The organism is Rhizobium sp. WW_1 (assembly GCF_003610155.1).
Taxonomy (GTDB): domain Bacteria; phylum Pseudomonadota; class Alphaproteobacteria; order Rhizobiales; family Rhizobiaceae; genus Rhizobium; species Rhizobium tropici_A.
On sequence record NZ_RAIN01000028.1, the window covers coordinates 17,493 to 33,738 of the forward strand.

Consider the following 16,246-nt stretch of genomic DNA (forward strand, 5'->3'; position numbering starts at 1 on the left):
GGAGCGCAAGGAGGTGACCGGCATGAACAATGCCTATCTTAGCTTCGCCGCAAAACGCCTGGCCCAGGCAGTCATCGTCATTTTGATGGCCTATGTGTTCACCTTCACCGTCGTAAGCATCCTGCCGGGCGATCCCATTACAAACGTCCTGCGCAACCCGCAGAACGGCTTCAGCGAGGCGGAGATCCAGGAAATCATTGCCGCACAGGGTCTCGACAAGCCGGTTCTCGTGCAATTGTCGACATCGCTTTCCCACTTCCTCATCGGCGACTTCGGCCTGTCGATGCGAACCAACCGTCCGGTGACGACCATGATTGCCGAGGTGCTGCCCTCGACGCTCGTTCTCGCCTCTGCCGGCCTCATCGTCGCGCTGATCCTGGCAATCGCAATTTCCTACGGCACTCAGTTCCTGCCAAAAAGGTTCGGTCAGGGCCTGCTGCGGGGCTTCCCGTCCCTGTTCCTGTCGGTGCCGAATTTCGTGATAGGGCTGGTACTGATCCACATCTTCGGCTTCCAGCTCGGTCTCTTCCGCGTGATAAACCCAGACAGCTTCTGGGCAACCTTTTTCGCGGCGATCGCGCTCGGCATTCCCATCTCGGCGCAGATCGCCGAGGTGCTCATCGCCAATCTCGATCATGAAACGGGACAGGAATATGCCGCCGTTGCGCGCAGCCGCGGCCTCGGGCAGTTGCAGCTTTTTGTCAGGCATCTCCTCAAGCCGTCTTCACTTCCGGTCATCACCGTCGTCGCGCTGACAATCGGCGAACTGCTCGGGGGCTCGCTCATCACCGAGGCGGTATTCGCGCGCACTGGCATCGGCAGCCTGGTCCAGCGCTCGGTCAGCACCCAGGATCTGCCCGTTCTGCAGGCAATCGTATCGCTCGCAGCCGTGGTCTTCGTGCTGGTCAACCTGGTCGCCGATCTTGTCTATCCGCTGCTCGACCCGCGCGTGAAACTGCTCGATGGTACCGCGCGTCGGCCCGTTACCTCTGACGAAGGCTCTGCGGAAATTTCAAAGTCGGTGCTGTCATGACCCTCATATCGACCAACACCTCCTTGCGCCTAACCGTCGGAAGCCGGCGCGCCGGTTTCCGATTGCCGGCGACAGTCGCGCTCTCGTTTGTGATCGTGACGATCGTCATCGCCTGGTCGCTGGCACCTAGCCTGTTCACGGGCCACAATCCGGCAATCGGCATTCCCGCCCAAAAGCTGCTCGGTCCCAGCGCCGAACACTGGTTCGGAACCGACCAGCTGGGCCGCGATCTCTATACCCGCGTCGTCTATGGCTCGGCTTCTTCGGTCAGGAGTGCATTGATCGCCGTCGTCATCGGCGCGGTCGCCGGCGGCTTCATCGGCCTCAACGCCGGCTTCTTCGGCGGTCGCGTGGACACCGTGCTTGCCCGCCTGGTCGACGTCCTGCTTGCAATTCCGAAATTCCTGCTTGCCGTCATCGTCGTCACTGCGATTGGCTTCGATACCACGAACGCCGCGATCGCCACCGGCATCTCGTCAGTGGCCGTCTTCGCCCGCGTCATGCGATCGGAAGTCATCAAGACAAGGCAGGCGACCTTCATCGAGGCTTCCTTTCTTTCCGGGGGCTCGCGCTGGCACATCCTCTGGCGGCACATATTACCGAACGCGTCGCGCTCCGTGCTCCCGCTTGCCGTGCTGCAGTTCGGTGACTCGATCCTAGTGATCGCCAGCCTCGCCTTCCTCGGCTATGGCGACCCACCGCCGGCCTCCGATTGGGGTTTGCTGATTTCAATCGGCAAGGATTACCTCAAATGGCCGTGGCTGGTTTACGCACCCGCCTTCATCACGATCGCGACCGTCCTCTCTGTGAACAGGATCAGCCGATGGCTTCGCAAGATAGATTAAACACAGCTCTCTCTCGCGTTGGAGAAAACATGCCGCTGCCGCAACGGCCTGGTCCGCTGCTTCAGGTGGACGGTCTGTCGGTTTCCTACGGGTCGCATAAGGTCGTCGGCAATGTCGGCTTCGAACTTGGGCGTGGCAAAAGCCTTGCCCTCATCGGGGAATCGGGCTCGGGCAAATCAACCATTGCGCGCGCCCTGCTGCGATTGCTTCCTCCCACCGGACAAGCGACCGGCTGCATTGCAATTGAGGGACGGGACATATTGCAGCTCTCCGAACGCCGCTTCCGCCCGCTTAGAGGCAAGACCATCGGCTTCGTGCCGCAGGACCCGGGAAACGCGCTCAATCCGGTGCGGACGATCGGTGTGCAGGCGATGGAAGCCGCAGCCCTGGTCGATGAGCCGAGCAAGGCAATCCGCAAGGCGCTTGTCCTCGAGACCTTTGCCCAGGTCGGGCTCGACAATCCCCAACGTGTCTATGATTCCTATCCGCACCAACTGTCAGGCGGCATGCTTCAACGCGTGCTGATCGGCCTTGCCGTCCTGCCACGACCGCTACTGCTGGTCGCGGATGAGCCAACCTCCGCGCTCGACGTCACGATACAAAAGCGAATCCTTGACCTGCTCTCGCGGCTGCAGCAGGACCTCGCCATCAGTCTGCTGCTTATCACCCATGACCTTGCGATTGCGGCCGAGCGGACACACTCCGTAGTGGTGCTAAAGGGTGGTGCTGTTCAGGAGGCCGGCAGCACGACGGCAGTTTTCTCATCGCCGAAATCGGCCTATGCAAAAGAGTTGCATGCTGACGTGCCTGCCCTCAATCCCGATCGCTATCACAAGCTTCGAGATCCAGGCTTTCACTTTCTGGACGCCGATGTCGGCAAGGCGCCAAAGATCGAAGTCAAGGGCATCACCAAGAGCTTTACGGTCGACGGCAAGGTTCTGACTGCCGTCAACGACGTTTCCTTCTCTGTACCGGCAGGCACCACACATGCGTTGGTCGGCGAATCTGGGTCGGGCAAGACGACGACGATCCGACTGCTGCTTGGGCTAGATCAACCCGATGCCGGTGATATTTCGATCGCCGGAGAAAAGCTAAACGGTCGCTCGCAGCAGTCACTGCGCGCGGTCTGGCGCCACCTTCAGCTCGTCTACCAGAATCCATTCACCTCGCTCGATCCGACCTGGAAGGTCGAACAACTGGTGCGTGAGCCGCTCGACAGGTTTGGCATCGGAACACGCGCGGAGCGGACAGAGCGGGTTCGCGAGGCGCTGGCCAATGTCGGATTAGGCGAACACCTGCTTTCGCGCAAGCCGCAAGCTTTGTCCGGCGGTCAGCGCCAACGCGTCGCGATTGCTCGGTCGCTGGTCCTGAAGCCGGAGGTGATCGTGCTTGACGAGCCGACCTCGGCACTCGATGTCAGCGTCCAGGCTGATATCGTCGAAGTATTGCTCTCATTGCAGGAAAGCCTTGGCCTGACCTATATATTCGTCTCGCACGATCTCGCTCTCGTGCGCCAACTCGCTCACACAGTCTCCGTGATGCAGCGCGGGCGCATCGTCGAACACGGAAGCGTCAAGGACATCTTCGACAACCCGCGGCAACCCTACACGGTCTCGCTGCTGGAATCGATCCCGAGTGTCGCCGGCGCTACCCGGCTCCCACCCCAGCAATTCCGCCGAATCGTCAGCCAGGAAAAGATCGCATGAGTATCGCTGCCTCCGCCAGTATCCTGCCCGCAACGTTCCGCCCCAAGCAGCGGCTCGGCTTCAACACCCGGGTGTCGTTCAACGATAAGGCTGGCCCGGCGCAGGGACTGCGCGATGGGATAGAACTGTTCAAGGCGGCTGAACGGTTGGGCTATCAGTCGGGCTGGGCCTACCAGCGCCACTTCGATCATTACTTGTCCTCTCCAATCCCGTTCTTCGCTGCAGCCGGCCAGCATACAAGCCATATCAGGCTGGGATCGGCTGTCATCCCGATGCGCTATCAGGACCCAATCCTGCTTGCAGAGGCGGCCGGCACCGCCGACCTGCTCATCGGTGAAAGGCTTGAGCTCGCCATCTCCACCGGCGCCAACGCGGCGTTCGACGCGGTATTCGGTACGGTCGACACCGATGCCCGCACCGAGGCGAAGCGCCGTCAGGCACGCTTCCTTGCAGCGATCGCCGGCGAGGTTCTCCACACCGTCGACGGCCCTGGGCAGGGCGCCCCTGAAGGCGCTGAGCTGCGTGTGACGCCGCACAGCCCAACATTGCGATCCCGCATCCGGCAGGGTTCAGCAAGCGTCGCCTCGGCCGTTCAGGCTGCAGAACTCGGGATCGGTCTCATCTCAGGAACCGTGCAGCACGACCACGCCGAAGGCGAGAGCTTCGGTCAATACCAGGCCCGCGCTATCGAAGCCTTCCGCGCGACGTGGCGCCAGAAGCACGACACCGAGCCGCCGCCGGTGACCGTCGCTGCATCGATCCTGGTTGGCACCACCGCCGAACTGCGGGAGAAATATGCCGCTTACGATCTTGAGCGCCGAACCAAGGGCATCGGGGCGTCTCGGCCGATCGGCGCCCTTGAGCCAACGGCGCCCGCCATTCAGCCACCGGGCATCCAGATCTCTCCCGTCTTCCACGGCGCTCCCGCCCAGGTGATCGAGGCGGTGCTCAAGGACCCGGGCCTGGCGGCCGCCGACGAAATCGTCCTTTTCCTGCCGCCCGCCTTCGGTCTCGCTGAGAATATTCGGCTGCTGAGCGATCTCGCGCATGCGGTTGCTCCAAGCCTCGGCTGGTCGCCTACCGCATGACGGCACATTTCCGAGTGGAAAGAGGCTGGCCATCCGGCCTCCCGTTTATTGCCAGCAGGTTCCGGAGGCTGCCGTGCACTCTTTTGCGATCGAACGTTCAACTGCCAAGATGCGATATCTCGAACTTGAGGGGTCCGGCATTCCGCTCCTGATACTTCACGGCCTCGGCTGCGCGTCGTCATTCGAATACCCTCATGTCGTCTCCGCACCAGCCTTGCGTGGAAGACACGCCATTCTTCTTGATCTGCTCGGTTTTGGCTTCAGCGACCGTCCGGAAGATTTCGGATATCGCGTGGAAGACCATGCGCGACAGGTTCATGGCCTCATTCGGGAACGAAACTTCCAACAGATAGATATCTACGGGCACAGCATGGGCGGTTCCATTGCCATAGAAGCCGCCGACCTGCTTGGAGACAAAGTCCAAAATCTCGTCGTTTCCGAAGCCAATCTCGATCGTGGTGGCGGGATGTTCAGCCGCGCCATCGCTGCCTGGAAAGAGGTGGACTATATGAGGACCGGTCATTCTGCGATGCTCATTCAAGCCCAGGCTTCGGGAAACGGAGCATGGGCGGCAATGATGCGTGCCGCATCCGCACGCGCGGTCCATCGAGGGGCCGCGTCGCTTGTCGAAGGAGGCTCACGCGACTGGCGTTCCCAGTTTCTTCAGCACCCATCCCAGAAAACATTCATATTCGGAAAACGCAGCTTGCCGGACCCGGATTTCGAGTTTCTATCGTCCCGAGGCATCCGGGTAGACATCGTCGATGACGCCGGCCATTCGATGGCAATAGAGAATCCAGGCGGGCTGGCCGCGGCAATAGCTCAGGCAACCATGACCGCCTGAGCTGCAAAGAAATATCGTCGCTCCGAAGTCGTTATCCCGCGACGAGAATAAGCATGGCCGTTTGCGGCGAGGGATCTGGATCGACAACGGAGCCAACCGTCAATTCTGCCATCGCAAACGATTGAGGAAGAAGCTCTCGTTCGGCGTGGGTTGAAAATCGAGATTTTTCACAGCACCGTAAATCGATACCATCTGGTAAAGCGGCACGGTCGGCACATCATTTACAACGAAGCTGCCGACCTTTTCGTAGTCGGCAAGACGCGTCTTCTCGTCCAGCGATGAGGCTGCCTCGTCCAGCAAGGCATCGATTTCCGGTTTGGCAACAATGGTCCAGCTGCTGCCGGAGTGAAAGAGCGAATAGAGCGCGCCGTCCGCATCCTGGCAGGCGCACGAGGAAGTGCTGATCGCGAGCGTCGGGCCATCCGCCGGTCCCTTCTGGATCAGTTGCAGGAAGGTCGGCGTATCGACATTGGCGATTTCGACGTCGAACCCGACATCCTGCAATTCCTGCTGAATGGCTTCAGCAACCCTCTGGTCAAAAAAGGCGCCGATTGTCAGCTGAAACTTGGCCGGCTTACCGGCCGCTGCAATGAGTGATCTTGCCTTCTCCGGGTCGAAAGGCAGTCCCTTGATCGTATCGCTCCAGCCGAAATGCGCCGGCGTCACCATCTCGGCGATCGGCTTGTCGAGGCCGCCGAGAATGCCCTGCGTGATGCCTTCCTTGTCTATCGCATAGGCCAGTGCCTGGCGAAGCTCAAGCTTGTCAAACGGCGGCTTGTTCGGATTGATGCGAACATAGGCAAGGCGCTCGGTGAGAACGGGCAGCGCCTTGGCATTCGGCGAAGCCTGCAGCTGCGCCGCCTGGTCGGAGGTCAGCGCCCTTGCCAGGTCCACGGTCCCGGACTGAATGTCGGCAAGCCGCGTCGATGCATCCGGCACGGCACGAAAAACGGCCGCCGCAAACGGCCCCTTCTCGCCCCAGTAGCTGTCATTGCGCGCAAGAGTTACCGAAACGCCCTTGTCCCATTTTACGAAACGGTATGGACCGCTACCCACCGGCTGAAGGTTGAAAGCCGCATTTCCGACCTTCTCGACGACGTGTTCCGGCACGATCGAGAGGTTCGTCAGCGCGGCGAGAAGCGCGGGGGCGCTTGTCTTCAGCGTCAGCGTCACCTCGTGATCGCCCATTGCCGCTGCCTTGACGATCTTGCCGAATTGCGCTCGCTGCGGACTTGCAAATTTCGGATCGATGATGCGATTGATGCTGAAGGCGACATCGGCGGCTGTCAGAACGCTTCCGTCATGAAAGTGAACATCATCACGAAGCGTGAAGGCGATCTCGGTATCCGAGACGTTTTTCCACGTGGTGGCGATCTGCGGGACGATCTTGCCCGCATTGTCGCGGGTGACGAGATTGTCGAAGATGTTGCGGTAGACGAAGTAGCTGTCGGGATTCCACTGCAGTTGCGGATCGAGCGTCGACGGCTCATTGACGAGATCCACCACAATCTGCTGTTTTTCAGCGGCCTGCGCCGCGGCCGCGAAGGACAGCATCGACAGGCCGATGCCCGCTGCCAATGCGAGAAGCTTATGCAACTTCATGTTCCGGTTCCTCAAATGATCGATCGTTGATAACGGTAGTCAGAACTTTGTTGTCCGCGGCGAGATCAGCGCGATCATGGCGCGCCCTTGATCCCGGCCGACGGAGCCCGCAGGTGGCAGGCGGCTTGATGGTCTCGTTCCAAGAGGCTCAGCGCCGGCGACAGCTCCCGGCAAATGCTCGCGGCAATCGGACACCTGGTCGAAAAACGACAGCCGGTGGGCGGGTTCGCCGGGCTCGGCAAATCACCCTCGAGAAGGATGCGCTGCCGTTGACGCTGAGCGACAGGATCAGGCAGCGGCACCGCGCTCAGCAACGCTTCGGTGTAGGGATGCGTCGGGCGGGCAAAGACGTCGGCCGTCGCCCCGACCTCGGCGATGCGGCCGAGATACATGACCGCCACCCGATCGGCGAAATGGCGCACGACCGACAGGTCATGGGAGATGAACAGATAGGAAAGACCAAACCGCCGCTGCAGTTCGAAAAGCAGATTGAGGATCTGCGAGCGGATCGACACATCGAGCGCGGAAACCGGTTCATCCAGGATCAGCAGCTTCGGCTGCAGCGCGATCGCTCTTGCGATGACGATGCGCTGTCGCTGTCCGCCGGAAAAAGCATTCGGCTTGCGATCGGCATGCGCCGGATTGAGGCCGACCAGCTCCAGAAGCTCGGAGACCCGCCGCCGCCGCTCCTGACTTGTCCCGACGCCGTGAATAGCGAGCGGTTCGGCAATGCTGTCGCCGATATTCATGCGTGGATTGAGCGCGGAGACCGGGTCCTGGAATACGATCTGTATATCCCGAAGCCGCGCAGCGGAGCGGTCCGACCCCTTGGCCGTGACATCGCTGCCCTCGAAGAGAATTTGACCCGAACTCGCCTTCTGCATCCCGATGACGGCCGCGCCAAGCGTCGACTTGCCTGACCCGGATTCACCGACAAGCGCGAGGCTCTGTCCGGCTTCGATATCCAGATCGACGCCGTCGACGGCCTTCAGCAATCCAGCCGCCTGGCCGAAGAAGCCGCGACGGATGGGAAAATGCACGTGCAGATCGCGAATTGAGAGCAATGGCGCCGTCATGCCAGGCTCCCGATGCGATCTTGATGCCAGCAGGCCGCGCGGCGGCCCGAGCCTGTCGGTTCGAGCGGCGGCGCCCGATGACAGTCTTCGTCCGCAAGCGGACAGCGCGTCGAAAACCGGCATCCGGCCGGCCATGCGCCCGCGTCGGGCACCATGCCCTTGATCGTCGGCAAAAGCTGCCCGGCATCGCTGCCATCCAGGCGCGGAATGGTCGACAGCAGCAATCGCGTATAGGGATGCCTTTGCTCCCGAAAGATCGCACCGACTTCGCCGACTTCGACAATTCGGCCGCCATACATGACGGCAACCTGATCGGCGATATCGGCAACGACGCCCATGTCATGGGTAATCATCAGGATCGCGGTTCCGGTTTCATCGCGCAGTCGTTTCATCAAGTCGAGGATCTGCGCCTGAATGGTAACGTCGAGCGCAGTCGTCGGCTCGTCGGCGATTAGCAGGCGCGGCCTTGTGATCAAGGCCATGGCGATCATGACGCGCTGGCACATGCCGCCCGACAGTTCGAACGGATATTGCCGTGCGCGCATTGCCGCCTCGGGTATGCCGACATCGGCGAGCATGTCGATCGCCTGAGCCCATGCCTGCCGGCGGCCGAGCCTGCGATGAATGATGAGGCTTTCGGCAATCTGGCGACCAACCGGCATGAGTGGGTTGAGCGAAGCAACGGGTTCCTGAAAGATCATGGCAAGCTCGCTGCCACGCAGCCGCATCAGGCCTCGCCTGTCGAGGTCGGCGAGATTGCGTCCGTTCAATCGCACCGAACCGCCAGCCATGGCCGCTGCGGCGGGAAGAAGTCCCATGACGGCAAACGCCGTCATCGATTTGCCGCATCCAGACTCGCCGACGATGCTGACGATCTCACCCGCATTGACCGACAGGCTGACGCCGTCGACCACGGCCTTGTGGCCGATCGAGACTTGCAGCATGTCGACGCTCAAGACCGGTGTCGTCATCAGACTGTCGCCTCGCGCACCGCAGCCCACGGATTGCGCGGATGAACCATGCCGGTATTGACGCCCCCGCGCCGCATGACGACCGACGGCACCGCAAAATTGACGGGATAAAGCGTGTCGTCGATCACCTGAACGTCGAAATCGGCGGCAACCGATGCCGCCACATCAGCCCCTGCCGCTCGGCTTACTCTGATCGTCGTGCCGCTCGCATCGATGCGCGGACTGAACAGCGCATTCTCCAGCGACATGCCGAAAGCCAGGACATAGGACAGGATTTGCGCGACCGCCGGCACAATCTGCCTGCCGCCCGCCGCACCCAGAGCCAGTTCCGGCGAACCATCAAGCGTCGCGACGATCGGACACATATTGGCAAGCGGCTGCCTACCCGGAGCGATCGAATTCGGATGCCCTGGCCTCGGGTCAAACCACATCAGGCCATTGTTGAGAGCAAATCCCAATTCCGGCACCACGACCTTCGAACCGAAACGGGAGAGGAGCGTATTGGTGAGGGAAACCATGGTCCCCTGTGCATCGACTACGCTGATATGGCTGGTACAGCTCTCGCCGGCAGCATGCCCCAAATGCTTGAGACGATATTCGCTGGCGCGACGCAACGCTCGTGCAAAGGCAAGAGCCGCCGCTCCCGAATACGGATCGGCATCGCGCGGAAACTCTTCAAGCTCGTTGAGCGCCGCAAGCAAGGTCGGGCCGCCGGAAAGACCCGGCACGGCATGGACGCGCCGCCCCATGTAAGAGCCGATGGCAGGCTGCAGCCACTTCGGCGCATAGGCGCGCATATCAGCTTTCGAAAGGGCGGAGCCGCCCTTCGAAAGGTCGGCAACCAGCAGCTCAGCAATCTGGCCTTCGTAGAAATCGCGCGCTCCCTCGCGCGCCAGCCTTTCCAGCGATGCGGCCTTGGCCCTCATCGGCAGGAACAGCGACCGGCCGCCTTCCGGGACGCGCGGCGCGCGGCCATCGCGAAGGAAGAGATCGGAGGCACCCTTGAACTGAGCGAGATTATGGCCGTCGATGGCGAGCGCGAGAGCCGCATACCAATCGACCTGCAAACCGCGATGGGCGTGTTCGATGGCCGGCGCCAGGGCATCCGCCCAGGAAATGGTGCCGAGGCGATCGAGCGCCTCGGCAAATCCGGCAACGGCACCGGGAACGCAGATCGATCCGTAACCGAGCAGATTGCGGTCGGCCTGCACGGAGGGCCATTCGAACCAGTCCCCATCCTGACCGGCAACCAGAGGGTAGTCATCAGGCCGAAGGGCCGCTGGCGAAATGACATTGAAATCGAGCACGTCGACCGCCCCAGAACCGCCGTCGGCCCGCAGCATGAAGCCACCCCCACCGATGCCCGACAGCCACGGCTCCACGACGCTGAGAACGAGAGCCGTGACGACTGCCGCATCGACGGCATTGCCGCCTGCCGAAAGGACACCAGCCCCCGCCTCGGCCGCCAGCCAGTTCTGGCAGGCGACCAGACCGTGTTTGCTGCTTGTCTCCCGCTTGCCGATCGACCAGGTCTCGTTCATGGCTCTCCCCCGAAACGCCGCGCGCCGATGGCAGAGGGAATGGCCGAGGCAACGGAAAACCGACCGGAATTTACCGATGACGCGTGATGACCGGCAATTTCGGCCGCGGTCGCGATCCAGGCGCCGGTTTCGGCCGTCATAGCTTCCAACAGCTTTTCGAGCCCGGCGATGCGCTGTGCCCTGCCGGAAATCCAGTCATGAACCGTCAGGGTGAAGAGCCCTCCAAAGCGGTGGAGCGCCCGCCATTCGGCGAGCCAATCCTCCAGCACGGCACGACCGGAAGCCGGTGCCCAGCGCTCGTTGCCACTGCCCTCGAACTTGTAGAAGATTGCATCGTCCAAGGCCCACTGGACCGGGATCTCGACAACGCCATCGATATCGTAGGGGTGGTCAAAGCCCATCAGCGAGGAGTCATAGGCAAGACCCCGCGCCTTTATCTCAGCCAGCATGTGCGGGGTCATCTCCCAGGCCGGCGAGCGAAACCCTACCGGTAATCGTCCTGTCTGCCGTTTAAATAGTTCGAGGCTGCCGTCGAGAGCCGCGCTGAACTCATCCGCTCGGATGTCGCGAACCAACTCATGAAAATAGCCGTGCAGTCCGATCTCGTGCCCGGCGGCAAGAAGAACCGGCAGCAGATCGGGATCGAATTCCGCGACCACGGCCGGCACATAGAAACTTGCCTTCACGCCGTAGCGGTCGAACAGACCGAGGATACGACCGAGTCCTGAGCGCAATCCGAAACGGCGGATCTCAAGCCGCGCGAGACGATCCGGCACACCGTCCCGATGCTCCCACAGATAAGGTGCGACCGCGTCGACATCGACACTCAGCAGCACGGCACTCTGCTTTCCTTCCGGCCACGTGTAAGGTGGAAAGGGGGGAAAGCCCTTTGTCGACTGGGCTCGATCCTTGACCATGTTTCTATCCTCCCGCCTGACCTCAGAGCGCCTTCTTCTTCGCCTGGAAGACGGCAAGCGAGCCGATCGAATTGCCGCCATCGACGGTCAGCGTCGCGCCCGTGACATAGGCGGCTGCATCCGATGCGAGGTAGAGGACAGCAGTCGCGGCATCGTCCGGCGACGAAATCCGGCCGAGCGGAATGTTGCCGACGACGGTATCGATATGTTCCTGCGTGAGGTGGCTGACGTCGCTGCCCGGCGCAAAGCCCGGCTCGACGATGTTGACGCGAATGCCGAACTCGGCAAGCTCAAGCGCCAGCCCCTTGTTCAGGCGGTCGAGCGCCGTTTTCGAGGTGCAATAGGGAACGACCGTAGTGCGCATCTTGCGCGAGGCGCCGGAAGAAATGTTGACGATCGAGCCCTTTACGCCCTTGTCAATCATCTGAAGGGCAACGCCCTGGGACAACAGAAATGGCGCACGAAGATTGATATCGAAGATCCGGTCCCAGTCTTCAGCAGTCAGGTCGAGCAGAAAACCCGACGGATAAATGCCGGCATTGTTGACGAGGACGTCGGCTGAGTCCCAGCGCTCGGCAATGGCGGAAAGGAGCGACTTGATATCGGCATCGGAAGTCAGATCCGCCACATGCTGCAGATGGGCCCCACCGATCTCCTGCGCTGCCGAAGCAAGGCGCGAACCATCGGCATCCGTCAGGAGAAGCTCGGCCCCGGCATTGGCGAAGGCCTTAGCGATCCAGCCGCCGAAAATGCCGGCAGCCCCTGTCACCACCACACGCTTACCTTTGAAATCTTGCGAGAAATCGACCATTTTACGCACTCCTTGGGTCAAGGCGGTCCCGCAGGAAATCGCCCAGAACGTTGACGGACAAAACAAGAAGGAAAAGCGCCAGCCCCGGCATGACGGAAAGCCACCAGGCATTGGCGACATAGTTGCGGCCGACCGAAAGCATCGCCCCCCAGCTTGCGGTCGGCGGCTGAACGCCAAGACCGAGGAAGGACAATCCTGCTTCGAACAGCACCATCAGGCCGAATTCAAGCGTGGCGACGACGACGAGCGCGCCCGCGATATTCGGCAGGATGTGATATCGCAACACCCGCAGCCATCCGGCCCCCATCGCACGCGAAAGCCGAAGATAGGACATATTGGTGATAATCAGGGTCTGAGCATAGGCAACGCGCGCGTAACGCGGCCAGCGTGTAAGAGCCAGAACGAGAACGACATTCTGCAGGCCCGGCCCAAGCGTTGCGACAGTGATGATGGCAAGCAGTATGGCCGGCACAGAAAGCACGATGTCGACGAGGCGCATGATCACGGTCTCGACCCAGCCGCGATAAAAGGCCGCGAGCATTCCGAAAATACAGCCGGCAATGCCAGACAGCAATACGGACGTGAACGCGACGAGAAGCGAGACGCGCGCTCCATAGATCAGACGGCTCAACGTATCGCGCCCCAATTCATCGGAGCCGAGCAGGAAATGCGTTGCACGGGCAAGCGTGCCAGGCGGCTTCAGGCGTCCGAGAAGGTTCTGCGCATTCGGATCATAAGGAGCGATCAGAGGAGCGAGTATAGCCGCAAGGACGATGACTATCAGGATCACCACTGACATTACGACCGATAGCGGCGGTCTTCCGGCGAACCTGCTTGCTTTGGCGAGAGCCGCAATCATGCCGGTCTCCCGCCAAGACGGATTCGCGGATCGATGAGGCTGTAGAGCAGGTCGGCGACAAGATTGAGTAGGATCGCCGCAGCCGCGCCGATCAGCACGATGCCCTGTACCACCGCAAAATCGCGCGCGCTGATTGCCTGCATGGTCAATTGGCCAAGGCCTGGCCACGCAAAGACTGTTTCTATGATGATAGCACCGGTCAGCAGATTGGCGATTTCCAGCGCGGAGATTGTCACGATCGGTACTGCGGCGTTGCGTAGCAGGTGATGAAAGACCAAGCGCGACGTCGAAAGCCCCTTGGCATGGGCCGTGCGAACATAGTCCTTGCTCAACTCATCGAGAACGGATGTACGCGTGACGCGAGCGAACGTCGCCATCGACAGAAGGCCAAGGGCGAAGGACGGCATCAGCAGGCTTTGAAGCCCGCTGGCTCCTGATGGCGGCAACCAGCGCAGGAAGACCCCGAAGAACATGATGAGCAGGACCGAAGTCCAGAAGGTCGGCATGGATTGCCCGATCAAGACAAGGCCTATCAACCAGCGGGCTTCCCAGCGCTTGCGCCGCACGGCCAGCACGACACCGATCGGCACGCCGAAGCCAATGGCGACCAGCAAGGCGCCGGCCGCAAGCTCCAATGTGTAGGGGATGCGGCTGGCGATGATCTCGACCACCGGCAGATTCTGCACATAGGAGCGCCCGAGGTCGAATTGCGCCAGACTGAACAGGAAATGGAAATATTGGATATAGAGCGGTTTGTCGAAGCCAAGAGCAGTCCGCATGACATCGATATCAGCCTGCGTGGCGCCTTGCGGCACCAGCAGCAGCACCGGGTCGCCAGTCAGGCGCTGCAGAAAGAAGACTAGCGTTATGACGCCGAACAAGGCGATGAAGGCCTGGATCAAGCGTCTGGCGATAAAGGCAGCCATCCCCTTTTCCTTTCCCCGACAATCCGGGCCTCGACAAACGAACTGGGCTGGAAAACTTTGCGAAGCGCGCCAATAGAGCTAGTCGCGCCAGCTTACCCTGTTGAGGAAGAAGCTCTCATTGGCCGTCGGCTTCCATTCAAGCTTGTCGGAGGCACCGTAGATAACGGCAGCCTGATAGAGTGGCAGGATCGGAACATCCTTTGCAACGACCGTGGCGACATCCTTATAGGCCTCAACCCGCTTCTTCTCATCGAGCGTATTGCGAGCGCTATTGAGGAGCGTGTCGATGCTCGGGTCCGACACTGCGGAAAATGAACTGCTACTATGCAGCAACGGAAAGGAGATGCCGTCCGCATCCTGGCAAGCGCAGGACCAGCGGCCGAAGGAGATGGCTGGCTGCTTGGCTTTCTCGCTCTGGACGCGCTGCAGATAGGTGGCAAAATCCACCGTCTCGACATTCACCTTGAAGCCGACGTCATTGAGTTGCTGCACGAGCGCCTGGACGATCCGCTGATCGAAGGTCGGCGAAGTCAGAAAGGCGATCGGCTGCGTCGCGGCACCCTCGGCCTTTTCGACGAGTTCGTGGGCCTGTTTCGGATCGAATGGAAGCCCCTCGATTCCGGAAACATATCCCGCATAGTCCGGCGAGGCCAATTGCGCGACGGGCTTGTCATAGCCGCCCAGCAGGCCATCGACGATCGACTGTTTGTCGATGGCATAAGCAACGGCGCGCCGCAAATTGACATCGCTGAACGGAGGAATGGACGGATTAAGCTTCAGATAGGCGATGCGTTCCGTTACCGCAGTCAGTACCTTGATGCCACCAGCCCCCTGAAGCTGCGCGGCAAGATCCGGATCGAGCGTCACGGCGAGATCAGCGCTTCCGGCTTTCAGATCGGCGACACGGGTTGCCGCATCCGGCACAGCACGAAATTCGGCACTTTTGAAATAGCCCTTGCTGCCCCAGTAACCATCGTTGCGCACCAGGGAGACGGCAACACCGCGCTGCCATTTTTCAAACTTGTACGGGCCGGAACCAACAGGCGAAAGATTGAAGGCATCGTCGCCGACGGCCTCGACAACATGCTTCGGCACGACAGAAAGCTTGACGAGCTGCGCCAGCAGCACGGGATAGGGTCCGTTGGTACGAATGGTGACCTCATGCGGACCGGTGACCGCGGCCGACAGGATCTTGTTGAACTGGCTAAGCTGCGGACTTGCGAATTTCTTGTCGATGATGCGGTTGACGCTGAAGGCCACATCATCGGGCGTCAGTTTTTGCCCGTCATGAAAGGCCGCGTCATCGCGCAATGTAAAAGCTATTTCGGTGTCGGACTTATATGTCCAAGACGTTGCGATCGCCGGCACTATCTTCCCATTGTCATCGCGCGTGACCAGTTGGTCGAAGATGTTGCGATAGACGAAATAGCTATCCGGATTCCATTGTTTTTGTGGATCGAGCGACGACGGCTCACTCACAAGATCAATTACGATCTTGTCCTTTGCAACGGCGTGCCCCGCAACGGACATCATGGCAGCAATCGAAACGGCAATCGCAAGAGCCTTTATCGCTCGCATCTAAAAATCCTTCTTCAAAGACGGCCGGTCCCCAAACGGGCGCGACACGCGAACTTCATCATTCGATATCGAAGAGCGCTTGGCCTTACGCCCCATAGGCGCGGCAAGCTCCGACTTCAGCAGGCACGCCTGGGTAAAGTCGGCAAAATCATCACAAAAATGCTGTAGCTGCCTTGCCGCATCGCCGTTGCGACCCGCCTTCTTGGCGGCTACGAAATCGGTCCAGTCAGCCGCTTCCAGACGCTGGACCGACGATGCCTCGAAGAAATTGAGATAGTGGCCCGCCCTATGCCACAAGATATCCAGCCAATCGGCAATCATCGGCGCTACGAGGCGCGCGGCCAGCAAAGCTCTGATCTGCCGCTCATATTCCCGGATAAGGGAAAGCTGAGATCCATCAGCCGCACCTCCGAAGAGCAATGCGGCCTGCATGTCACACAGGGTCTCCA

Annotated in this window: 15 protein-coding genes; 5 read left to right on the top strand and 10 right to left on the bottom strand. The window is 60.7% G+C overall.

The window, feature by feature from the left end:
• The first annotated feature begins 22 nt into the window (after window positions 1-22).
• The 5 genes from BJ928_RS35960 to BJ928_RS35980 all read left to right on the top strand — a co-directional run bounded on the left by BJ928_RS35960 (window position 23) and on the right by BJ928_RS35980 (window position 5,516).
• Window positions 23-1,033, top strand: coding sequence for an ABC transporter permease (locus tag BJ928_RS35960; RefSeq protein WP_047634152.1), 1,011 nt, complete (start codon window positions 23-25; stop codon window positions 1,031-1,033).
• The gene (locus BJ928_RS35965; RefSeq protein WP_047634151.1) at window positions 1,030-1,878 is read left to right on the top strand and encodes an ABC transporter permease; all 849 of its coding nucleotides are present in this window, start codon (window positions 1,030-1,032) and stop codon (window positions 1,876-1,878) included. The genes BJ928_RS35960 and BJ928_RS35965 overlap by 4 nt, the downstream gene beginning before the upstream one ends.
• Window positions 1,857-3,584, top strand: coding sequence for an ABC transporter ATP-binding protein (locus BJ928_RS35970; protein ID WP_047634150.1), 1,728 nt, complete (start codon window positions 1,857-1,859; stop codon window positions 3,582-3,584). Before BJ928_RS35965 ends, BJ928_RS35970 begins: the two co-directional genes overlap by 22 nt.
• Window positions 3,581-4,672 carry an LLM class flavin-dependent oxidoreductase gene (locus tag BJ928_RS35975; RefSeq protein WP_047634149.1) on the top strand — a complete coding sequence of 364 codons (1,092 nt, stop codon included), beginning with the start codon at window positions 3,581-3,583 and terminating at the stop codon, window positions 4,670-4,672. Before BJ928_RS35970 ends, BJ928_RS35975 begins: the two co-directional genes overlap by 4 nt.
• Window positions 4,673-4,781: 109 nt before the next feature.
• Entirely contained in the window at window positions 4,782-5,516 is a 735-nt protein-coding gene (locus BJ928_RS35980; protein WP_052227848.1) for an alpha/beta hydrolase, read from the top strand.
• 99 nt (window positions 5,517-5,615) lie between these two features.
• Here BJ928_RS35980 and BJ928_RS35985 read toward each other — a convergent pair whose 3' ends face one another.
• The 10 genes from BJ928_RS35985 to BJ928_RS39610 form a co-directional block, all read right to left on the bottom strand.
• Entirely contained in the window at window positions 5,616-7,118 is a 1,503-nt protein-coding gene (locus tag BJ928_RS35985; RefSeq protein ID WP_047634148.1) for an ABC transporter substrate-binding protein, read from the bottom strand.
• A gap of 74 nt (window positions 7,119-7,192) precedes the next feature.
• Window positions 7,193-8,194, bottom strand: coding sequence for an oligopeptide/dipeptide ABC transporter ATP-binding protein (locus BJ928_RS35990; protein ID WP_047634147.1), 1,002 nt, complete (start codon window positions 8,192-8,194; stop codon window positions 7,193-7,195).
• Window positions 8,191-9,165: an ABC transporter ATP-binding protein gene (locus tag BJ928_RS35995; protein ID WP_047634146.1), complete on the bottom strand. Its 975-nt coding sequence runs from the start codon at window positions 9,163-9,165 to the stop codon at window positions 8,191-8,193. The genes BJ928_RS35990 and BJ928_RS35995 overlap by 4 nt, the downstream gene beginning before the upstream one ends.
• On the bottom strand, window positions 9,165-10,706 hold the full coding sequence (locus BJ928_RS36000) for a gamma-glutamyltransferase (RefSeq protein ID WP_047634145.1): 1,542 nt from the start codon (window positions 10,704-10,706) through the stop codon (window positions 9,165-9,167). Before BJ928_RS36000 ends, BJ928_RS35995 begins: the two co-directional genes overlap by 1 nt.
• Entirely contained in the window at window positions 10,703-11,623 is a 921-nt protein-coding gene (locus BJ928_RS36005) for a polysaccharide deacetylase (RefSeq protein ID WP_047634144.1), read from the bottom strand. The genes BJ928_RS36000 and BJ928_RS36005 overlap by 4 nt, the downstream gene beginning before the upstream one ends.
• 22 nt (window positions 11,624-11,645) lie before the next feature.
• A complete protein-coding gene (locus BJ928_RS36010; protein WP_047634143.1) occupies window positions 11,646-12,434 on the bottom strand; it encodes a glucose 1-dehydrogenase in 789 nt (262 codons plus the stop codon).
• A 1-nt stretch (window position 12,435) separates the two neighbouring features.
• Complete coding sequence (locus BJ928_RS36015; RefSeq protein WP_047634142.1) at window positions 12,436-13,293, bottom strand: ABC transporter permease; 858 nt, start codon at window positions 13,291-13,293, stop codon at window positions 12,436-12,438.
• Window positions 13,290-14,219, bottom strand: coding sequence for an ABC transporter permease (locus BJ928_RS36020; RefSeq protein ID WP_047634141.1), 930 nt, complete (start codon window positions 14,217-14,219; stop codon window positions 13,290-13,292). The genes BJ928_RS36015 and BJ928_RS36020 overlap by 4 nt, the downstream gene beginning before the upstream one ends.
• A 78-nt stretch (window positions 14,220-14,297) precedes the next feature.
• Window positions 14,298-15,797, bottom strand: coding sequence for an ABC transporter substrate-binding protein (locus BJ928_RS36025; protein ID WP_047634140.1), 1,500 nt, complete (start codon window positions 15,795-15,797; stop codon window positions 14,298-14,300).
• A complete protein-coding gene (locus BJ928_RS39610) occupies window positions 15,798-16,094 on the bottom strand; it encodes a hypothetical protein (RefSeq protein ID WP_245432756.1) in 297 nt (98 codons plus the stop codon). It abuts the gene before it with no gap.
• Window positions 16,095-16,246 lie beyond the last annotated feature (152 nt).

What these genes read in the sequence shown, in the direction of transcription:
- BJ928_RS35960 (WP_047634152.1), top strand. Translation starts at nt 23, where the DNA reads ATGAACAATGCCTATCTTAGCTTCGCCGCAAAACGCCTGGCCCAGGCA.
- BJ928_RS35965 (WP_047634151.1), top strand. Translation starts at nt 1,030, where the DNA reads ATGACCCTCATATCGACCAACACCTCCTTGCGCCTAACCGTCGGAAGC.
- BJ928_RS35970 (WP_047634150.1), top strand. Translation starts at nt 1,857, where the DNA reads ATGGCTTCGCAAGATAGATTAAACACAGCTCTCTCTCGCGTTGGAGAA.
- BJ928_RS35975 (WP_047634149.1), top strand. Translation starts at nt 3,581, where the DNA reads ATGAGTATCGCTGCCTCCGCCAGTATCCTGCCCGCAACGTTCCGCCCC.
- BJ928_RS35980 (WP_052227848.1), top strand. Translation starts at nt 4,782, where the DNA reads ATGCGATATCTCGAACTTGAGGGGTCCGGCATTCCGCTCCTGATACTT.
- BJ928_RS35985 (WP_047634148.1), bottom strand. Translation starts at nt 7,118, where the DNA reads ATGAAGTTGCATAAGCTTCTCGCATTGGCAGCGGGCATCGGCCTGTCG.
- BJ928_RS35990 (WP_047634147.1), bottom strand. Translation starts at nt 8,194, where the DNA reads ATGACGGCGCCATTGCTCTCAATTCGCGATCTGCACGTGCATTTTCCC.
- BJ928_RS35995 (WP_047634146.1), bottom strand. Translation starts at nt 9,165, where the DNA reads ATGACGACACCGGTCTTGAGCGTCGACATGCTGCAAGTCTCGATCGGC.
- BJ928_RS36000 (WP_047634145.1), bottom strand. Translation starts at nt 10,706, where the DNA reads ATGAACGAGACCTGGTCGATCGGCAAGCGGGAGACAAGCAGCAAACAC.
- BJ928_RS36005 (WP_047634144.1), bottom strand. Translation starts at nt 11,623, where the DNA reads ATGGTCAAGGATCGAGCCCAGTCGACAAAGGGCTTTCCCCCCTTTCCA.
- BJ928_RS36010 (WP_047634143.1), bottom strand. Translation starts at nt 12,434, where the DNA reads ATGGTCGATTTCTCGCAAGATTTCAAAGGTAAGCGTGTGGTGGTGACA.
- BJ928_RS36015 (WP_047634142.1), bottom strand. Translation starts at nt 13,293, where the DNA reads ATGATTGCGGCTCTCGCCAAAGCAAGCAGGTTCGCCGGAAGACCGCCG.
- BJ928_RS36020 (WP_047634141.1), bottom strand. Translation starts at nt 14,219, where the DNA reads ATGGCTGCCTTTATCGCCAGACGCTTGATCCAGGCCTTCATCGCCTTG.
- BJ928_RS36025 (WP_047634140.1), bottom strand. Translation starts at nt 15,797, where the DNA reads ATGCGAGCGATAAAGGCTCTTGCGATTGCCGTTTCGATTGCTGCCATG.